The following is a 19,930-nucleotide window of genomic DNA, read 5'->3' as shown; positions in this document are numbered from 1 at the left end:
TCCGAGTCCCGGCGCGAACAAGAGTACACATATGTGTATTTTTGTAATTGTGTGACTTTTCTGTCGTTCTTTCATTTCTTTATGTTGGTAGTTTGCATATCCGCTGATGGCCCGCCGCCGTCGATTTCCCTGTTATGCCGGCGGCGCCGATTTGTTTACGGAGAAGCAAATGCCAACAAGAAACGCGCCCGGCGTGATGGGCGTTTCCCTGCCAGGGATGTCCGCAGGGCGAGCCCTGTGTCTGAGTCTGATGGCCGGCCTGCTGGCCGCCTGTGGCGGTGATGCCGGCTCCACCTCCTTCGATGGCAGTGGCCCCGCCTCGCTCTATTACAGTTACCCCTATGATGGTCAGCAGGCGGTCTCGCCGCATGCGCCGGTAGTGTTGCGGTTTTCCGGCGCGGTCAGTGCCGACCCGGACCACTATCGCCTTTACCAGTGTGCGCCCCAGGCCAGCCGTTGCGATGCCGACAGCAAGGTGGGCACGGTGGCGCTGGCGGCCCCGCAGAGCACCGGCGAGGGCAGGGGGCTGGTGCTGGCCCCGGCGGACGGCTCGCTAAAGACCGGCACCACCTATTCGCTGGTTTTCAACGATCTGGATATCGATGGCGATACCATCAGCCTGCCCCAGGGCAGCCTGGCCTTCCGCACCCGGGTGGCGCGCAAGGGGCCGCTCAGTGAGCGCCTGCCGCAGCCGGCGCTGGCGGTCAGCCAGGTGATGCCAGCCGGTGACGACCAGCCGCTGGTGGACTTTTCCACCGTCAGCGTGCGCTTCAATCAACCGCTGGCGTCGAGCACGGTGCGTTATGGCGACAGTGTCAGTCTTCGTCATGATGGCCAACTGGTGCCGGCCTCGGTGCGCATGCAGGGCAGTGCCCTGGTGATTGATCCTGATACGGACCTGACCCCGGGAGCCGATTACACCCTGGCCATCACCACGGCCCTGCAGGGTATCGGCGGTGACGGGCTCGACAGCCCCTTTGAAAAACACTGGGTGGCGAAGGATACCCGGCCCCGCTCGGTCATGGTTCAGCAGGCCGCCGCCGCCAATGACTGTGACCAGCCGTCAGCGCAAAGCACCTCCATGCTCACCGGCCAGGCGATCAACTGCGTGCCGGTGATCGCCCGGCTGCTGGGCGATACCACGGTATCGCGCCAGTCTGGCGATGTGTTCGCCCAGCTGGCCTTCGCGCCGCATTTTCCCGAGGTGACGCCGCTGCGCATTCCGCGCGGCTCGCTGCTCAAGGGCGATGCGCTCAAGGTCATGATTGGCGGTCAGGTGGATGCCGGCTTTGATTCCGGCAAGGTCACCGTGACCTTTCTGTCCGACGCCACCGGTTACCTGATTCCCAACCCCTACACGGATGACCCGGATGCGCCCCGCCAGCTGCGTCTGAGCATCGATGTGGCCTTCGATACCCAGGACCCGCGCGCCAACGGCGCCTTTACCCAGCAGCTGCTGCAGGTGGAGCTGGTGGGTACGGCCATTGCCGACACCGACAAGGGCAGTCTGGTGGCCGACGCCGTGGGCGTGGTGGAGCCGGAGGTGCTGGGCGTGGAAACCGCCTACGGGGTGCTCAGCTTCCATATGGAGTCCTACCCGGATCAGCAGAGCGCGCCGAGCCAGCCGATGGACATGACGCACCCGCAACTGCGCAGCTGGCAGCCCGGCGAGCAGGCCCTGATGCAGCGACCCGGCGACCCGGTGGTGCTCAATTTCAGCGAACCGCTGGATGCGGACAGCATTGTCGCCGGCAATAACCTGCGGCTCAGCGCCGGCGGTTCGACGGTGGACTTCGACTGGCGGGTGGATGGCGCTGCCCTGGTGCTGCAACCGGCTCAGCCGCTGGCCTACGGCACCGCCTACCAGGTGCAGTTCACCGATACCATCACCGATATCGCCGGCAACGGCGCCATGGGCGAGACCCTGTCATTCCAGCTGCCCGATTTCGGCGGCGACACGCCGCGCGCGCCGCTGGTGCTGACCAGCTACCCGGGGTTTCCCTGCAACACCGTGGATCGGGAGCTGGACGCCAATGATGCCGGCCGTTGTCTGGGCGGTCGCGATGGCAGTGGCAGCAGCCCGGATGGCGCCGCCGCTCCGGTGGAAGATGACCATCTGCCGCTGGGCCGTCTGCCGGTGAATCGCAGCATTGCGGTGACCTTCTCCCAGGTGATGGCGCCGTCCTCGGTGACGGCGGACACCGTGGTGCTGGAGGAAGTGGACAGTGATGGCAACCCGCAGGGCGGCCCGCTGCCCGGCCAGCGCCAGGTCAGTGGCCGTGCGCTCACCTTTACCCCGGATCAGGCGCTGCAGCCCGGCCACCTCTACCGTTACACCCTGCATTCCGTGCCGGCCAACCCGGACTGCGGCGGTGACGCCCTGTGTGATACCCGTGGCCTGCCGTTGCAGACCCGGCTGCTGTATCAACAGGCGGCGGATTTCCCCGAGCCGCAGCAGGGCGGTGAGTCCCTGGTGATTTATTTCCGTGCCGAGCCGGCCAGCGGCGATGTGCTGCAGGCGCTGCGCAACCTGCCCAGTGCCGATGTGAATGCCAACCTGCAGCTCGATGATGGCGAGGCACTGCCGTCGCAGACCGACAGCGCCGAGAAAAACAGTGCCATGCTGGCCAAGGGCAACCCGTCCGCGGAAGGGCAGCTGATCAAGGACATCGATATCGGTTGCCCCAGCCAGGACTATCTGGTGCCGGACCTGTCGACCTTCCCGGCGCTGGAAAATCTGTACGGCTATCTCTATCAGGATATGCCGTCGTCGCCATGCCCGGATCGCCAGTATCTTTTCATTACCGGCAATCTCGGTGCCGATATCGCCGGCTACCTGAGCAAGGACCAGGTGGCGGAGCGCTTCGGGGATGACCCGCTGATTCCGCAGGCGGTCAAAGAGGGCGGCGGGGTGCTGGCCTATATCAACCCCAGCCGTATTGTCACCAGCGGCACCACGGTCTACCCGATTCTCACCGAGGTGGCCAAGGCGTTGACCAACGCGGTGTTGCCGGCGCCCACCGGCCCGCAGTTGATGCGCATCCGCTACAGCTGCGATGCCAACCCGTCGGCGGCCACCCCCTGCGGGGCCGATGACGATGGCCGGGTGAAGGGCTGGATTATTGACGGGGATGGTGGCCCACAGTTCGTGACCCGCCTGAACCTCTATCTGGATGCCCCCAAGCTGGAGCCGGTGGCGGTGGTCAGCGGCAATGCCCAGGTGTTCACCCACAACCTGCACAGCTACCCGCTGACCCTGGACCTGACCGGCCAGGTGCACTTCCTGGATGACGGACGCCTGCAGATCAGCCAGATCAGCACCGTGGCGCTGCCCATCGATGTCTATCTGGGTGGCCTGGTGGCGGACCTGGTGGAAGGGCCGGATGCCATCCACATGCGCATTCCCGCCGGCAAGACCGTACTCAACTACATCAGCAAACCGATCAAACCCTGAGTGAGGCCCGTATCCCCGGGCAAACCATAAAACCGCAGGTCGGCCTTCCCCCGGGCCGGCCCGCGGCATAAAAAACTGGAGACGCATTATGATGATCCCCCACTGGTGCCGCCGGGCCGCTGCCGGCCTGCTGGTCTCGTCGCTGTCCGTGCCGGCCTTCGCCGCCATGGGCAATACCGCCAGTACCTATGGCCTGCTGCCAGCGGATGTGGCCTCCGCCCAGGGCCTGTCACTTTTCAATACCCGGGCATCGGCCCTGTACTACAACCCGGCCTACCTGACCCGCGATTCCCGTGGCGAGCTGACCGTCGGGCTACTGCATGGCGAGTAGGAGTTGCGTGCCACCAGCCAGGGCAACCCCAACGGTGGTGGGTCGCCGGTGGTCCGTGATGGCGATGTGCTCAACGACACGCCGTCCCAGCAGGTGTTGATCGCCATGAAGACAGACCTCACCGATATCACCCAGTTTGATCACCCGCTCTATTTCGCCTTCATCGCCGGGGTGGAAAAGTTCGGCGAGGAAATGCTGGCCTTCAAGTCGGGCACCGCCGAAGAAGGGCAGTTCTTCAACTATGGTCGCCAGCCGCTGTTTCTCAATCTGGGCGGCGGTACCGAGCTGGCCAATGGCATCACCGGTGGCGCCTCGGCTCATATTTCCCTGCGCTCCGATGCCACCCTGGTGGCCAGCGCCGACCTGGCCGGCAACACCCAGTACGAGCGCCTCAACGTGACCGCCAAACCGGTGATTCGCCCGGTGCTGTCGGTCAACTTCGAATGGGGCAAGGTGTTCTGTGGCCACAATGACGGCTGCGGCATCCTCGGTGATCTGGAAACCGCCTTTGCCTTCCGCGGCCATACCCAGGCGCGCACCTCGGTGGAATCCAACATCACCATTCCCGGCACCGTGCCGAGCCCCGGCATCACCCTGCTGATCGATACCCTGGATTCCTACCAGCCGGATATCTACAGCGCCGGGCTGCTCTATCATTTCAGTGACAACGTGCGCGTGGCGCTGGCCCTGGAGCAGCAGAACTGGCAGGACCTGGAAGACAAGCTCGACCGCGACACCATCAAGGACCAGGCCAACGTGGAGCTGAAGAACATCGTGGTGCCGCGCATTGGCGCCGAGTGGAAGGTTAACGACAGCATTACGCTCACCGCCGGTGCCGCCTGGCAGGAAAGCCCGCTGGAAAGTATCCAGACCCCGGACGTGAACTACCTGGACAGCGACAAGACCATTGTCGGGGTGGGCGGCTCCTGGATTATTCATAACCCGCCGATTCTCGCCTATCCCATGCGTCTGGATTTCGGCTACCAGTTCCAGAAGCTCGACAAGCGCGATTTCGAGCTGACCACCACCCGCCCGGGCATCACCAATCCCTATGAAGTGGTCACCGCCGACGGCGAAGCCAGTGTTTTCTCCGGCGCGGTGACCATCAAGTTCTGACGCCCGTTGTCATATCCGGCCGTGCCACACTCCCGATGTCCCAACGGGAGTGTGGCCGCCAATCACAAAAAATAATAACAACCGGTTATTTCGTGCGTCTCTTATATACGCAAATAGCATCACTACATGGCATTTTTATACGGCTAACTTACTGAAAAACCGCCATTTTGTTTTTTTAGGTTAAGAATGTTTCTAATTTGTAATTATTGGCACGATAGTCGCGATTTGTGTCTTTTTTGTTGGTACAATTATGCAAATTGGTGAGCTTAAGTAGCCAATAAAAACAAAATCGCGCTCGTTATTTCCCTCCCCCCGGCGAGCGCTTGTGATGGAGAATTCTTCATGTTGATCAAACACGCGCTCCCGGCTGCCCTGGCGGTGGCCCTGGGTGTGGCAGGCTCTGCCGCCCAGGCCAGCATGGGTAATATCGGTACCACCTATGGGGTGTTGCCTTCCGATGTGGCGTCCGCCCAGGCGCTTTCCCTGTTCAACCCCCAGGTATCGGCGACCTATTACAACCCGGCGTATCTGACCCGGGACGACCGTGGTGAGCTGACCATGGGCCTGATGCACGCCGAGCACGAACTGCGCGTCAGCAGTCAGGGCGGCGCGGCGCCGCCGGTGCGCAATGGCGATGTGCTGCAGGATTCCCCCTCCCAGCATGTGCTGCTCGGCATGAAGACCGACCTGACCTCCCTGACCCAGTACGACCATCCGCTCTACCTGGGCTTTATGCTGGGGGTGGAAAAATACGGCGAGGAAATGCTGGCCTTCCAGTCTGCCACCTCCCAGGAAGGGCAGTACTTCGAATATGGCCGCCAGCCCCTGTTCCTCAATCTGGGCGGTGCCACCCAGCTGTGGCGGGGCCTGGATGCGGGCGCCTCGGCGCGTATTACCCTGCAATCCACCGCGTCCCTGAAGGCCACCACGGATCTGGCCGGCAATACCCGGTACGAACAACTGGACGTCTCCGCCAAGCCGTCCATCCGTCCGATTCTGGGCCTCAACATGGACTGGGGTGAAAGCTTCTGTCCGGACGGGGATTGCTGGTACAGCGGCCTGGAAACGGCGCTGGCCTTCCGCGGTTACTCCAACACCAGCACCACGGTGGATGCCAATACCACCATTCCCGGGGTGATCAGCAGCCCGGGCCTGACCCTGGCGGTGACCACACTGGATTCCTACCAGCCCAACATCTACAGCGCCGGTGTGCTGTACGGCAAACAGCGCTTTCGTGTGGGGGCCAGTGTGGAAATGCAGCAATGGTCCGACCTGGAAGACGAGTTCCGTCGTGACACCATCAAGGACCAGGCGGTCACCAGTGACGTGGGCACGCTCAAGTTCAAGGACATCGTGATTCCCCGTGTCGGCGCCGAATATCGGATAAATAATACCTTTATGGTGACCGGGGGTGTGGCTTACAGCGAATCGCCGTTAGAATCCAACGCCTCACTGGATGTGAACTATCTGGATACCGACAAATGGATCGTCGGTCTTGGCCTCACCGCTCGCTACAAGAATCCGAAGATTCTTGCTTACCCGGTCCGCTTTGACTTCGCCTATCAGTACCAGAAACTGCAGCCGCGCAAGTTCGACCTGTATGCGAGCAACTCGCCGGTTTACCCGCAGCCCTTTGAAACCGTGGAGGCGGATGGCGATGTTCACGTCTTCTCCGGTTCCATCACCCTGAAATTCTAGGAGGCCGACCATGACACTCCGACATGTGCTGGTTGCCCTGACCGCCGCTGCCCTGGCCGCTTGCGGTGGCAGCGAACAGGATGTCAGCTTCGACTGGCAGCGCGCCGATGTGTACTACAGCTACCCCTACGACGGGCAGGTGGCGGTGTCGCCGCGCACGCCGATCGTGGTGCGTTTTTCCATGCCGATCAGCGTGGATGCCAGCAACTTCACCCTTTATCAGTGTGCCAGCGGGGCCGAGCGCTGTGACAGCAGTGACAGTGTCGACACCGTGGCGCTGGCGGACCCGCAGAGCGTGGATGGCGGCAAGAGCATCGTGCTCAATACCGATGCCGGCCTGCTCAAGACCGGCACCACCTATTCGCTGGTGCTCAACGATATCGACACCGACAAGGGGTCGCCGAGTTTCCCCAATGGCAGCCTGAGTTTCCGTACCCGGCTGGCTGATGGCGGCGCCCTGGATCAGCAGGTGCTGGCCCAGGACCTGGCGGTGGAAGCGGTCACCCCGGATGGCAGCACCCTGCCGTTTGTGGATTTCTCCACCATTCAGGTGCGTTTCAATCAGAACCTGAAAGCCGATTCGCTGACCTACGGTGACACCGACAACGGTGCCTCCGTGGAGCTGGAGTCCGCCAACGGCGAGACCGTGCCGGCCACCCTGCTGGTGCAGGGCAGTGCCGTGGTGATCGACCCCAAGGCAGATCTGCAGCCGGGCACCGGCTACACCCTGAAAATGACCGGCGCGGTGCGCGGTATCAATGACGATGCGCTCAGCGGTGGCTACCAGCAGCAGTGGGTGGCCCGCGATACCACGCCCCGCGCCACCCTGGTCCAGCAGGCCGCCCCGGCGGACAGCTGCACCGAGCCCTCCGCCGGCAGCACCTCCAAACTGACCGGGCAGGCCGTGAACTGTGTGCCGGTAATCGCCAAACTGCTTGGTGACACCACCGTGTCGCGCCAGTCCGGTGACGTCTATGCCCAGCTGGCCTTTGCGCCCCATTACCCGGACGTGACGCCGCTGCGCATTCCCAAGGGCTCGCTGCTGAAAGGGGATCCGCTGGCGGTGCTGGTGGGCGGGCATGTGGATGCCGGTTTCGATTCCGGTGAAGTGACCGTGTCCTTCCTGTCCGATGCCACCGGTTACCTGCTGCCCAATCCCTACAGTGATGACCCCAACGCTCCCAAGCAGCTGCATCTGACCATCGATGTGGCCTTTGACACCAAGGACCCGCGCGCCAACGGTGCCTTCAACCAGAACCTGCTGCAGGTGGAGCTGGTGGGTACCGCCATCACTGACACCGAAAAGGGCAGTCTGGTGGTGGACGCCATCGGCGTGGTGGAACCCAAGGTGCTGGGTGCGGAAACTGCCTATGGGGTGCTGAGCTTCCATATGGAATCCTATCCGGACCAGCAAAGTGCACCGATGCAACCCGAGGACCAGACCAGCCCGTCGCTGGCCGCCTGGATGCCCGGCGAGCAGAGCGACAAGATGCGCCCCGGTGACCCGGTGATTCTCAATTTCAGTGAGCCGCTGGCCAACGATACCGTGGTGCCCGGCGACACCCTGCGCCTCACCGATGGCGGCGTGGATGTGCCGTTTGACTGGTACATGGATGGCGTGTCCGTGGTGATCAAGCCGCAAAGCCCGCTGGCCTACGGCACCGATTACCAGGTGCAGTTCACCGATGGCATTACCGACCTGGCCGGTAACCCGGCCATGCCGCAGACGCTGAACTTCGCCATGCCCGACTACGCCGGTAACCACGAGGCCATCGTCACCACCGCCTATCCGGGTTTCCCCTGTGCCTTCGACAAGAGCAGCTGGGATATCGGCAACGGCGACCACGGCATCTGCCGGGGCGGCGAATCCGATGATGATCATCTGCCGGTCATGCCGATGCCGGCCAACCGCAGCATCCGCGTGCAGTTTTCCCAGGTCATGGAGCCGGGCAGCATCAAGCTGGGCACCAGCTGTGACAGCGGCAGCTTCCGGGTGGAAAAACTGGCCGACGCGGACCAGGACGGCAAGCCGGACTACATCACCGAAGACGGCAAGAAAAAATACACCTGCGGGGACGCGGTGGCGGGCAAGCTGGAATACCGGGGCCGCACCCTGGTGTTCACGCCCAAGCACCCCTGGGACAGCAACAACGGCTGGTACCGCTATGTGCTGATGTCCGAGAACAACGACTTTGATGCCGCGGATTGCCGCAGCGGCGCCGCGCTGTGCGCCGTGGGTGACAAGGCCCTGCAGACCGCCGTACTGGAAGCGCCGGAAGGCGGGCAGGGCGGGCCCAACATGGAAATCTACTTCCAGGGCGCGCCGGCCAGCCAGCAGGTTTTCCAGCAGTTGCGCAACCTGCCGGCCTATGACGTCAACGCCGACTTCGTGCACCAGGCCAGCGAACCCCAGGCGCCAGCGGACCCGGATAATGCCGGTGGTTACCTGGTGGCCCCCAACGCGGCCAAGCTGCAGGTGCAGGACACCGGCGGCCTGCTGCTCGGTGCACGGGTGGGCTGTTCCACCAGTGGTGGTGATTGCCCCGGCAACAAGTTCATCTACGTGACCGGGGCGCTGGATACCCAGATCCTCGGCTATGACGCGGATGAAGACGCGGTGCAGGTGAATATCTATCCCACCCTGCTGGAAACCACCTCGGTGGATGTCTATGCGAACATTCTGCTTCTCGGCGAGCAGACCATCCCCACCGGGCCGCAGGTCATGCGGGTGCGTTACCAGAAAGACGGTAGCGGCAACCGCACCCAGCCGGTCACCGGCTGGATTCGCAACGGCGATGACGGGCCGATATTCGAGACCACACTGGATCTGTACCTGTCCGCCCCGTACCTGGAGCCCAAGGCCCTGGGGCTGACGTTGAACCATGATCTGTACAGCTACCCGCTGACCCTCAAGCTGTCCGGGCCGGTGACCTTCCTGGATGATGGCCGTCTGCAGATCGGTCTGGTCAACGTGGAAGCGCCGGACAGCATCAAGGTCAACCTGTCTCTGATCGGTATTGGGGCCGCCAACATGACGCTGGCGATTCCCAATGGTGGCGTGAACCTCAACTACGTCTCCACGCCCGTCAAACACTGATCCCACCGCCGGCCCCCCAGGGGCCGGCGCTTTTCTGCCTTACCGTTTCATGCCCGTCGGGCAACAATTGCACAACATTCCGTAACGTCCCGCACTCGCTTCCTACCGTATTTCAACTATTCCCAACCTTTTTCAAACGGGCTTGGCACGCCGGTTTTGTTTTACTTATTGCGTATACACAGGGGGGCAGTGGCCGCGCTTGCAGCGTTCACGTCTCCTTAACTGCCTGCCGTTGATAACGAAGATGGGCAAAACGCGAATAAAAAACGCCGGAGAAAGCGCTATGACACTGAAGACTCTGTCCCGTTGGGGGGCTGCCGCCTTGCTGGCTTCCACCCTATCGACCCCGGCCCTGGCGGCCATGGGCAACACGGCAAGCACTTACGGGCTGTTGCCGACAGATGTGGCCTCCGCCCAGGCCCTTTCCCTGTTCAATACCCAGGCATCGGCCCTGTACTATAACCCGGCCTACCTGACCCGCGATTCCCGTGGCGAGTTGACTATTGGCCTGCTGCACGGTGAGCAGGAACTGCGCGCCACCAGCCAGGGCAACCCCAACGGCGGCGCCGCGCCGGTGATTCGCGATGGCGACGTGCTCAATGACACGCCGTCCCAGCAACAGATCATCGCCCTGAAAACCGACCTGACCAACATCACCAAATTCGATCACCCGCTTTACTTCGCCATCATCGCCGGCGTGGAAAAGTTCGGTGAAGAAATGCTGGCCTTCAAATCCACCACCGCCGAAGAAGGGCAGTTCTTCAATTACGGTCGTCAGCCCCTGTTCCTCAACCTGGGTGGCGGTACCGAATTGATGAACGGCATCACCGCCGGGGCCTCGGCGCATATTTCCCTGCGCTCCCAGGCGACCCTGGTAGCCAGCGCCGACCTGGCCGGCAACACCCAGTACGAAAAACTCAATGTGGCCGCCAAGCCGGTGATTCGCCCGGTGCTGTCCATGAACTTCGAGTGGGGCAAGGTGTTCTGTGGCCACAATGATGGCTGTGGCATCCTTGGTGACCTGGAAACCGCCATTGCCTTCCGTGGCCATACCCAGGCGCGCACCTCGGTGGAATCCAACATCACCATCCCCGGCACCGTGCCGAGCCCGGGTATCACCCTGCTGATCGATACCCTGGATTCCTACCAGCCGGATATCTTCAGCGCTGGCCTGCTTTACCACTTCAGTGACAACTTCCGCGTGGCGCTGGCCGTGGAGCAACAGAACTGGCAGGACCTGGAAGAAAAACTGGCCAAGGACACCATCAAGGACCAGGCCAACGTGGAGCTGAAGAACATCGTGGTGCCGCGCATCGGCGCCGAGTGGAAGGTCAACAAGAGCATCATTCTCACCGCCGGTGCCGCCTGGCAGGAAAGCCCGCTGGAAAGTATCCAGACCCCGGACGTGAACTACCTGGACAGCGACAAGGCGATCTTTGGTGTGGGCGGTTCCTGGATCATCCAGAACCCGCCGATCCTGGCCTACCCGCTGCGTCTGGATTTCGGCTACCAGTTCCAGAAGCTCGACAAGCGTGATTTCGAGCTGACCACCACCCGTCCGGGTGTCACCAACCCCTATGAAGTTGTGACCGCTGATGGCGAAGCCAATGTCTTCTCCGGTGCTGTCACCATCAAGTTTTAATGAGGTGCACCATGGAAAATAACAAAGTATGGCTGACCCTGGCCGCCGCCTCCGTGCTGGCGGCCTGCGGGGCAGACAAAGGCAGCGTCAGCCTCGATACGCCGACGTTCAATCCCCGTGCGCTCTACTACACCTATCCGCTGGATAATCAGACCAATGTGGCGCCGCGCGCGCCCATCGCGCTGCAGTTCAGCCATGAAGTGGTGGCCAGCGCCGACAACTTCAGTTTCACCGGCCCGGATGGCGACGTGGATTTCGACCTGGCCCGGGTCGGCGATGGCAAGGGCGTGGTGCTGACCCCCAAACAGGCGTTGGCCCCGGATAGCGACTACAAGGTAGTGATGAACGGTGTCACCGTGGAGGGGGAAGCCGTCACCTTTGCCGATGGCACCCTCAACTTCACCACCCGTGCAGCCCTGCAGGGCATGGGCTCGGTGACCCAACAGAAGAGCAGCGACAGTTTTGAAGTGGCGTCCATGTTCCCGGATGACCAGACCTTCAAGACCATGGATTTTTCCACCTTCCGGCTGCAGACCACCCAGCCCATCGACCGCACCACCGCCACCTACGGCGACACCATCAAGCTGATGCACGACGGTGAGCTGGTGCCGGCGTTGTTGCTGGTGGGCCGCACCCAGATCACCGTGGACCCGGACGAGGACCTGACCCCCGGTGACAGCTACGAGCTGACCGTAAATGGCGTCAAGAGCACCTTCGGCGGCAGCATCGCCGCTTTCAGCCATAGCATGACACCGCTGGATACCGCCTCGCCCACCGGCGAGCGTGCCGTGCTGGTGACCAATGCGCCGCCGGCGGATGACTGCAAGAACCCCACCGGCACCAGTGTTTCCGAACTGACTGGCAAGGCGATCAACTGCGTGCCGGTGATCGGCACCCTGCTGCAGGACCAGACCGTGTCCAAGCAGTCCGGCGACATCTACGGCGAACTGGGCTATGGCCCCAGCTTCCCGGATGTGACGCCGCTGCGCATCAAGCGCGGTGGCATGCTGGTGGGGGATGCCCTGGAGGTGTTCATCGGCGGTAAGGTGCCGGTGGGCTTCGACTCCGGCAAGGTGACCGTGCAGATAGTATCCGACGCCACCGGCTACCTGTTCCCCAACCCCAACTCGCCCAGCGACAACGCCCCCAAGAACCTGCGTCTGTTCATGGATGTGTCCACCAGCACCGCCGATGCCCGGGCCAACGGTGCCTTCACCCAGAACCTCATGCACCTGGAGCTGATCGGCAAGGCGCAGATCATCGACGGCGTGCTGCAGGCCGACGCCATTACCGTGGTGGAACCGCGCGTACTGGGGGTGGAAAACAGCTATGGCCTGCTCAGCTTCCACATGGAGTCCTACCTGGACCAGGTCAATGCGCCCAGCCAGGCGGTGGATGCGGAGAACCCGTTCGTGCCGGTACTGGATGGCGACAACGGCCCGGAACTCTCCTGGCAGCCCGGCAACGTGGCCGACCGCATGGTGCCCGGCGAGCCCATCGTCATTCATTTCAATGAAGCGCTGGACCCGGAAACCATTGTTCCCGGTGGCTCCCTGAACCTGACCAAGAACGGCGTCATGGACCCCTTCACCTGGGAGCTCAACGGTAACGCCCTGGTGATTCGTCCGGACAGCCCGGTGGAGCATGGCGCCACCTATGCGGTGACCACCACCCCGGCGATCACGGATCTGGCCGGTAACCCGCTGCAAATGCTCGATACTCTGGAAGGGGACAACAGCCTGACCTTCACCATGCCGGTGGCCCTGGACGATGACGGCGGCACCGACGTGCGTCGCGGCCCCTTCGCCATGACGGTCTACCCGGGCTTCCCCTGCGCCAGCAGTGATGCCACCCAGGCCGAGCTGGATGCCAACACCCAGGGCGTGTGCCTGTCCTCCTCGCCGCAAAGCGAGCAGGTGGTGGTGGATGAGCTGCCGATCGTGGATATGCCTGCCAACCGGCCCATCCGTGTGCGGTTCTCCCAGAACATGAAGGCCGACAGCATTGCGCTGGGCAGCTCCTTTATTGTCGAGCACGACAACAACGGCAGCTGGGAAGCGGTGGATGGTGACCTGAAAGTCGGGCCCCGTTCGCTGACCTTTACGCCCAAGACCACCTGGGTGGAGGGCGACCTGTACCGCTATACCCTCAAGTCCAACGGTGGCGGCACCGGCTGCCCGGCGGATGCCATGTGCTCCGAGGACGAGCTGCCGCTGCAGACTGCGTTGCTGCAATTGCCCGGCATGCAGGAAGGCGGCCCGGACATGGTGATTTTGTTCCACGGCGCCCCGGCCATTGATACCGTGTTCCAGGAACTGAGCAACCTGCCCAGCGCCGACGTGAACAACAACTTCCAGATCGACAGTGGCGAGGACCCGTTCTCCGATGAAAACGGTTTTACCGACGACACCGTGATCGATCCGCTGGATACGCCGGCCAACGCCACCATGATCCAGCCCCGGGGTACCGGCGGTGAAGGCCTGGTGGCCTACGCCAATACCGGTTGCGGGTTCAGCAACCCGGTGGACGGCTCCCGCCAGCCCTGTGATCGCAAGAAGTTCCTGTACGTGGCCGGTGATCTGAACACCGAGGTCCAGGACTACGACGATACCCAGGGCGGAGTGCCCGTGGTGATCTATCCCACCCAGGTGGCACTGACCAACCTGGACGCCACCGCCGCCATCGGCCTGGATATCGACCCCTCCGATGGCAGCACCTCGCTGGGTTCGGTGCCGATCCTCGGTGGCCTGCTCGACAGCACCCTGCAGACCCTGGGGGATGTGGCCGCGCAGTTGGGCCTGAGCACCGATGCGCTGGGTATCTCCGGCAACATCGGCCTGGTGCCCATCGACACCGCCACCGGCCCCAACATCATGCGCGTGCGCTACAACCTGGACGATCAGGGCAACCGTGACCAGCCGCCGGTGGGCTACATCATCTCCACCCCGGATGGCCCGGTGTTCGATCTCACCTTCGACCTGCTGTTCGATGCGCCGGCGTTGAGCCTGCCGCTGGGCCTGGACCACAACGTCAAGAGCCTGCCGATTCCCAACGTGCACCTGCAAGGGCCGCTGGACTTCCTGCCCGACGGCCGGCTGTTCATCGGGCTGCAGAGCCAGGAAGCGCTCAACGTGGATCTGGATATCACCCTGGGCGGCCTCAGTGGCGGCAAGGTGACCCTGCAGATCCCGCCGGGTGGCATCAACCTGAGCTACCAGAGCGTGTCCATTCAGCAATAAGAAAGCAGTAATGCGCCGGCCACGGCGCGTCGCTCTCCCGCCCCGGCCTTGCCGGGGCTTTTTTTATCGCCTTTTCCCTCAATAAGCCGGCGCCAAAACCGCCCGGTCATGCCTGTCCATGCCGCCAGCCTATGAGGCCCGGCCCGGGGCCGATATAATTGCCTCTCATTTGAGAACTGGTGTTGTTATGGGTCATCGCACAGCGTTATACGACGCCCACCTGGCCGCCAACGGCAAGATGGTGGATTTCGGCGGCTGGGACATGCCGATCAACTACGGCTCCCAGATCGAGGAGCACCACGCGGTGCGCAGCAAGGCCGGGGTGTTCGATGTCTCCCACATGACGGTGGTGGATATCGCCGGCGCCGGCGCCCGGGACTACCTGCGCCAGCTGCTGGCCAACGACGTGGATCGCATCGATCCGGGCCGCGCGCTCTACACCGGCATGCTCAACGACAGCGGTGGTGTGATCGACGACCTGATCGTCTACAAACGGGACAATGACTACCGTCTGGTGGTAAATTGCGCCACCCGTGAGACCGACCTGGACTGGATGGAAAAGCATGCCGGCGGGTTTGCCGTGGATATCCACGAGCGCCCGGAAATCGCCATGCTGGCGGTGCAGGGCCCCCAGGCCCGTGACATCGTGGCCGGCCTGCTGGGCGGCAAGCGTGCCGAGATTGTGCAGGGCCTGCGTGTCTTTGCCTTCGGTGAAGACGGCGACTGGATGATTGCCCGTACCGGCTACACCGGCGAAGACGGCGTGGAAATCATGCTGCCCGGTGACGATGCCGTGGCCCTGTGGGGCCAGCTGCTGGAGGCCGGTGTGGCACCGGCGGGCCTGGGCGCCCGCGATACCCTGCGCCTGGAAGCCGGCATGAACCTGTACGGCAACGACATGGACCAGAGCATCACCCCCTGGGAAGCCAACATGGGCTGGACCGTGGTGCTCAACGACCGGGAATTCATCGGCCGCCAGCCGCTGATCAACCAGAAGGAAAACGGCCACGCCGAACAGTTCGGCCTGGTGCTGGAAGGCAAGGGCGTACTGCGCGCCCACCAGACCGTGCTGCTGCCCAACGGCGAGCAGGGCGAGATCACCAGCGGGACCTTCTCGCCGACGCTGGGCAAATCCATTGCCCTGGCACGGCTGCCGGCGGGCACCACCGGCAAGGTGGATGTGGAAATCCGCAACAAGCGCCAACCGGCGCAGGTGGTCCGCGCGCCCTTCGTGCGTAACGGCGAGGCGGTCTACAAAGAACTGTAAGGTCCACAACGGTTATTGAAACCTGTTGTAGGAGCTTGCTTGCAAGCGAACCTGCTCGCGATACCCTCGGGTGAATTCGCTTGCAAGCAAGCTCCTACGAAAACACATTGAATATTTCAGCGTGCATGCGTGGAGCATGCGGCGTGCAAGCGACTCTTGAGGAGAGACAACAATGAGCGAGATTCCTGCCGAGCTGCGTTATGCCAGCAGCCACGAATGGGCCAAGAACGACGATGGCACCGTGACCGTGGGCATTACCGAGCATGCCCAGGACGCCATGGGTGACCTGGTGTATGTGGAGCTGCCGGAAGTGGGCCAGGTGGTTGCCGCCGGTGACGAGGCCGGCGTGGTCGAATCCGTCAAGGCCGCCTCCGATATCTACGCGCCGGTTTCCGGTGAAGTGGTCGCCATCAACGAGGCGCTGGAAGACGAGCCCGAGCTGGTCAACAACGCGCCCTACGAGGGCGGCTGGCTGTTCAAGATCCAGTTGTCCGACGAGAGCGAGCTGGACAGCCTGCTCACCGCCGACCAGTACCAGGCGCAGATCGACAGCGAATAATCCTCGCTATTGATATCTGTAGGAGCGGCGCAAGCGCCGCTCCTGCGGTGCTATGTAGCAATGCTGTAGTTTGACACCCAACCTATCCAGGTAGCCCAATGCCTTACATCCCCCATACCCCCGATGACGTGCGCGCCATGCTCGACGCCATTGGCGCCGACAGCATCGAAGACCTGTTCGATGAGATCCCCGCGCACCTGAAAGCCGCCGGCAAGCTCGACGCCCTGCCCGAGGGCCTCAGCGAAATGGAAGTGACCCGGCTGATGAACGACCGCGCCGCCCAGGACGCCGGCGCGGTCAGCTTCATCGGTGCCGGTGCCTACCAGCACCACATCCCGGCGGCGGTATGGGAGATTGCCACCCGTGGCGAGTTCTACACCGCCTATACTCCCTACCAGGCAGAAGCCAGCCAGGGCACCCTGCAGGTGATCTATGAATTCCAGACCCTGATGACCCGGCTTACCGCCATGGATGTGAGCAACGCCTCGGTCTACGACGGCGCCTCCGGCCTGGCCGAAGCGGTGCTGATGAGCCTGCGTGCCAACCGCAAGAGCAAGTCGCGCAAGGTGCTGGTGCCCAACGCCCTGAACCCGCGCTACACCGCAGCCACCAACGCCATCGTCGAAAACCAGAACGTGGCGCTGCAACGGGTCGACTTCGATGTCGCCAGCGGCCAGACCCCGCTGGATGCCCTGCAAGGCTTTGAAGGCCAGGACTACGCCGCCCTGGTCATCAGCCAACCCAACTACTTCGGCAGCCTGGAAGAGGTGGATGCACTGACCGACTGGGCCCACGCCAGTGGCATGCTGGTGATCGCCGTGGTCAACCCGACCTCCCTGGCGCTGCTGACACCGCCGGGCGAGTGGGGTACTCAGGGCGCGGATATTGTGGTCGGCGAAGGCCAGCCGCTGGGTGTGCCGCTGTCCTCCGGTGGCCCCTATTTCGGCTTCATGTGCTGCAAACAAAAGCACGTGCGGCAAATGCCCGGCCGTATCATCGGCCGCACCGTGGACCTGGAGGGCAAGCAGGGCTTCACCCTGACCCTGCAGGCCCGTGAACAGCACATTCGCCGTTCCAAGGCCACCAGTAACATCTGTACCAACCAGGGCCTGGCCATGACCGCCGCCACTATCTACACCTCCCTGCTGGGGCCCGATGGTCTGGCCAGCGTGGCCGGCCATTGCCACGCCAACACCCAGGCACTGGCCGACAAGCTCACCGCCATCGACGGCGTCGAGCGGGCCTTCAGTGCGCCGACCTTCCACGAAGTGGTGCTGACGCTGCCGAAACCGGCGAACCAGGTGCTAGCGGCCCTGGCCGAGAAAGACGTGCTGGGCGGCGTCAGCCTGGCCAACGACTACGGTATGGTTTCACCCAAGTTAGAGAACGCCATCCTGGTGAACGCCACCGAAGTGCATAGCGACGCTGATCTGGACCTGTTTGCCGCTGCTCTCAAGGAGGTGCTGGCATGAGCGAGACCCAACTGATCTTCCAACTGTCACAACCCGGCCGCAGCGCAGTCTCCCAGGCCCCGAAACCGGTGGCCGACGACAAGCTCAGCGCCATCCCCGCGCACCTGCGTCGCAAGCAGAAACCCGGCCTGCCGGAAGTGTCCGAGCTGCAGGTGGTGCGTCACTACACCAACCTGTCGAGCAAGAACTTCGCCATCGACAAGCAGTTCTACCCGCTCGGTTCCTGCACCATGAAATACAACCCGCGCGGCGCCAACCGGGCCGCCATGCTGCCGGGCTTTCTCAACCGCCACCCGTTGGCGCCGGAAAGCCACAGCCAGGGTTTCCTCAGCTGCATGTTCGAGCTGCAGAACTTCCTCAAGGAAGTGACCGGCATGAAAGGCGTGTCGCTGGCGCCCATGGCCGGTGCCCAGGGCGAGTTCGCCGGCGTCGCCATGATCCGCGCCTACCACGAGGCCCGTGGCGATGACGCGCGCACCGAGATCCTGATCCCGGAAGCCGCCCACGGCACCAACCCGGCCACCGCCGTCATGTGCGGCTACAAGGTCCGTGAAGTGCCGGTGGGCAAAGACGGCGACGTGGACCTGGAGGCGCTCAAGCAAGCCTGCGGCCCGCAGACCGCTGGCCTGATGATGACCAACCCCAGCACCTGCGGCGTGTTCGAACGGCAGATCGAAGCCATCGCCAAAACCGTCCACGAAGCCGGCGGCCTGCTCTACTACGATGGCGCCAACCTGAACGCCATCCTCGGCAAGGTGCGCCCGGGCGACATGGGCTTCGACGTGATCCACATGAACCTGCACAAGACCTTCGCCACCCCCCACGGCGGCGGCGGCCCCGGTGCCGGCCCGGTGGGTGTGTCCGAGCGTCTGCTGCCCTACCTGCCCACGCCCATGGCCGGCCAGCGCGATGACGGCAGCTACCACTGGGTGGACACCGACACCCTGACCACCAGCATCGGTCACATGAGCGCCTTCATGGGCAACGCCGGCGTGCTGCTGCGTGCCTACTTCTACGCCCGCTCCCTGGGCCGCGAAGGCATGATTCGCGTGGGCGAATATTCCACCCTGGCGGCCAACTACCTGCTCAAGCGACTGGAAGCCGTGGGCTGTACCGCCGCCTACCCGGAACGCCGCGCCAGCCACGAGTTCATCCTCACCTTCGCGAAAGAAGCCAAAGAGTGGGGCGTTACCGCCATGGATATCGCCAAGCGCCTGCTGGACTACAACCAGCATGCACCGACCACCTACTTCCCGCTGCTGGTGCCCGAGTGTTTCCTGATCGAGCCCACCGAAACGGAAACCAAAGAAGCGCTGGACGCGTTCGTCGATGCCATGGCTGCCATCCTCGACGAAGCCCGCAACCAGCCGGAAACCGTCAAGGAAGCCCCGTTCACCCAGCCGGTACGCCGCCTGGACGACGTCAAGGCCGCCCGCGAACTGGACCTGACCTGGAGCGAATAACTCCGTCGCACGGTAGGGCGGAAATCGGCGCAGGCCGATCTCCGCCGTCGCTCCTCACATATCCACCGGACTCCTCACCCCGAAGCCCCCTTTCTTCACCACATGGGTATAAATTTCGGTGGTTTTCACATCGGCATGACCCAGCAGCTTCTGGATCGTGCGAATGTCATAACCGTTCTCAAGCAACCGGGTGGCAAAACTGTGCCGCAAGGTATGGCTGTTGCCGTGCTTGTGAATCTGCGCCTTGCGCATGGCCAGCATAATCGCCCGTTGAACCGTACGATCCAGCACATGGTGACGCCGCCGCACCGGGCTGTTGTCGTCATGGGTGGCGCGAGGATCAACAGAGAGTTGCGAGGCAGGGAACACATACTGCCAGGCCGGTGAGCGAGCCTGCCCCGGATACTTGCGGGCCAGGGCAAAGGGCATATACACCTCCCCAAGCCCATCAGCCATATCCTGCCGGTGCATGGCCAGTGCCGTATCGATTTGCAATTCCAGTGGTGCTGTCAAACTATCAGGCAACAAGGTCGTTCTGTCCTTGGGAACCTCTGAAAAACCCCTTACATGCTCAGCGTGGCCTGAAGCGTGC

General features: G+C 63.0%; 12 protein-coding genes. 11 read left to right on the top strand and 1 reads right to left on the bottom strand.

Annotated elements, in window-relative coordinates:
- Positions 1–169 precede the first annotated feature (169 nt).
- From A11A3_RS15215 to gcvPB, 11 genes are all read left to right on the top strand, one after another.
- Positions 170–3,454, top strand: coding sequence for an Ig-like domain-containing domain (locus A11A3_RS15215; protein ID WP_157375766.1), 3,285 nt, complete (start codon positions 170–172; stop codon positions 3,452–3,454).
- 88 nt (positions 3,455–3,542) lie between these two features.
- Positions 3,543–3,785 carry a hypothetical protein gene (locus A11A3_RS18205; protein ID WP_306377548.1) on the top strand — a complete coding sequence of 81 codons (243 nt, stop codon included), beginning with the start codon at positions 3,543–3,545 and terminating at the stop codon, positions 3,783–3,785.
- 3 nt (positions 3,786–3,788) lie between these two features.
- A complete protein-coding gene (locus A11A3_RS15210) occupies positions 3,789–4,901 on the top strand; it encodes an OmpP1/FadL family transporter (protein ID WP_306377546.1) in 1,113 nt (370 codons plus the stop codon).
- Positions 4,902–5,243: 342 nt separating this feature from the next.
- The gene (locus tag A11A3_RS15205; protein WP_008930219.1) at positions 5,244–6,599 is read left to right on the top strand and encodes an OmpP1/FadL family transporter; all 1,356 of its coding nucleotides are present in this window, start codon (positions 5,244–5,246) and stop codon (positions 6,597–6,599) included.
- 10 nt (positions 6,600–6,609) lie between these two features.
- Entirely contained in the window at positions 6,610–9,696 is a 3,087-nt protein-coding gene (locus tag A11A3_RS15200) for an Ig-like domain-containing domain (protein WP_008930218.1), read from the top strand.
- 283 nt (positions 9,697–9,979) lie between these two features.
- Positions 9,980–11,338, top strand: a complete 1,359-nt coding sequence (locus A11A3_RS15195) for an OmpP1/FadL family transporter (RefSeq protein WP_008930217.1) — start codon at positions 9,980–9,982, stop codon at positions 11,336–11,338.
- An 11-nt stretch (positions 11,339–11,349) separates the two neighbouring features.
- Complete coding sequence (locus tag A11A3_RS15190; RefSeq protein WP_008930216.1) at positions 11,350–14,577, top strand: Ig-like domain-containing domain; 3,228 nt, start codon at positions 11,350–11,352, stop codon at positions 14,575–14,577.
- Between the two features lie 187 nt (positions 14,578–14,764).
- On the top strand, positions 14,765–15,844 hold the full coding sequence (gene gcvT, locus A11A3_RS15185) for a glycine cleavage system aminomethyltransferase GcvT (protein WP_008930215.1): 1,080 nt from the start codon (positions 14,765–14,767) through the stop codon (positions 15,842–15,844).
- Between the two features lie 172 nt (positions 15,845–16,016).
- Positions 16,017–16,403, top strand: a complete 387-nt coding sequence (gcvH, locus tag A11A3_RS15180) for a glycine cleavage system protein GcvH (protein WP_008930214.1) — start codon at positions 16,017–16,019, stop codon at positions 16,401–16,403.
- A 98-nt stretch (positions 16,404–16,501) separates the two neighbouring features.
- Positions 16,502–17,875: an aminomethyl-transferring glycine dehydrogenase subunit GcvPA gene (gene gcvPA / locus A11A3_RS15175; protein WP_008930213.1), complete on the top strand. Its 1,374-nt coding sequence runs from the start codon at positions 16,502–16,504 to the stop codon at positions 17,873–17,875.
- Positions 17,872–19,338, top strand: a complete 1,467-nt coding sequence (gcvPB, locus tag A11A3_RS15170) for an aminomethyl-transferring glycine dehydrogenase subunit GcvPB (RefSeq protein ID WP_008930212.1) — start codon at positions 17,872–17,874, stop codon at positions 19,336–19,338. The genes gcvPA and gcvPB overlap by 4 nt, the downstream gene beginning before the upstream one ends.
- Positions 19,339–19,392: 54 nt before the next feature.
- Here the strand turns inward: gcvPB and A11A3_RS15165 are convergent.
- Positions 19,393–19,930 (bottom strand): tyrosine-type recombinase/integrase (locus A11A3_RS15165; protein ID WP_157375764.1); only part of this gene is annotated, 538 nt, incomplete at its 5' end.

Origin of the sequence: Alcanivorax hongdengensis A-11-3, assembly GCF_000300995.1 — a bacterium.
Lineage (GTDB): Bacteria > Pseudomonadota > Gammaproteobacteria > Pseudomonadales > Alcanivoracaceae > Alcanivorax > Alcanivorax hongdengensis.
Note: the sequence above shows the minus strand (reverse complement) of the source record. Positions and strands in the feature narration are given on the sequence as shown.

Coding starts and splice junctions, on each gene's coding strand:
- A11A3_RS15215 (WP_157375766.1), top strand. CDS start 170: ATGCCAACAAGAAACGCGCCCGGCGTGATGGGCGTTTCCCTGCCAGGG.
- A11A3_RS18205 (WP_306377548.1), top strand. CDS start 3,543: ATGATGATCCCCCACTGGTGCCGCCGGGCCGCTGCCGGCCTGCTGGTC.
- A11A3_RS15205 (WP_008930219.1), top strand. CDS start 5,244: ATGTTGATCAAACACGCGCTCCCGGCTGCCCTGGCGGTGGCCCTGGGT.
- A11A3_RS15200 (WP_008930218.1), top strand. CDS start 6,610: ATGACACTCCGACATGTGCTGGTTGCCCTGACCGCCGCTGCCCTGGCC.
- A11A3_RS15195 (WP_008930217.1), top strand. CDS start 9,980: ATGACACTGAAGACTCTGTCCCGTTGGGGGGCTGCCGCCTTGCTGGCT.
- A11A3_RS15190 (WP_008930216.1), top strand. CDS start 11,350: ATGGAAAATAACAAAGTATGGCTGACCCTGGCCGCCGCCTCCGTGCTG.
- gcvT (WP_008930215.1), top strand. CDS start 14,765: ATGGGTCATCGCACAGCGTTATACGACGCCCACCTGGCCGCCAACGGC.
- gcvH (WP_008930214.1), top strand. CDS start 16,017: ATGAGCGAGATTCCTGCCGAGCTGCGTTATGCCAGCAGCCACGAATGG.
- gcvPA (WP_008930213.1), top strand. CDS start 16,502: ATGCCTTACATCCCCCATACCCCCGATGACGTGCGCGCCATGCTCGAC.
- gcvPB (WP_008930212.1), top strand. CDS start 17,872: ATGAGCGAGACCCAACTGATCTTCCAACTGTCACAACCCGGCCGCAGC.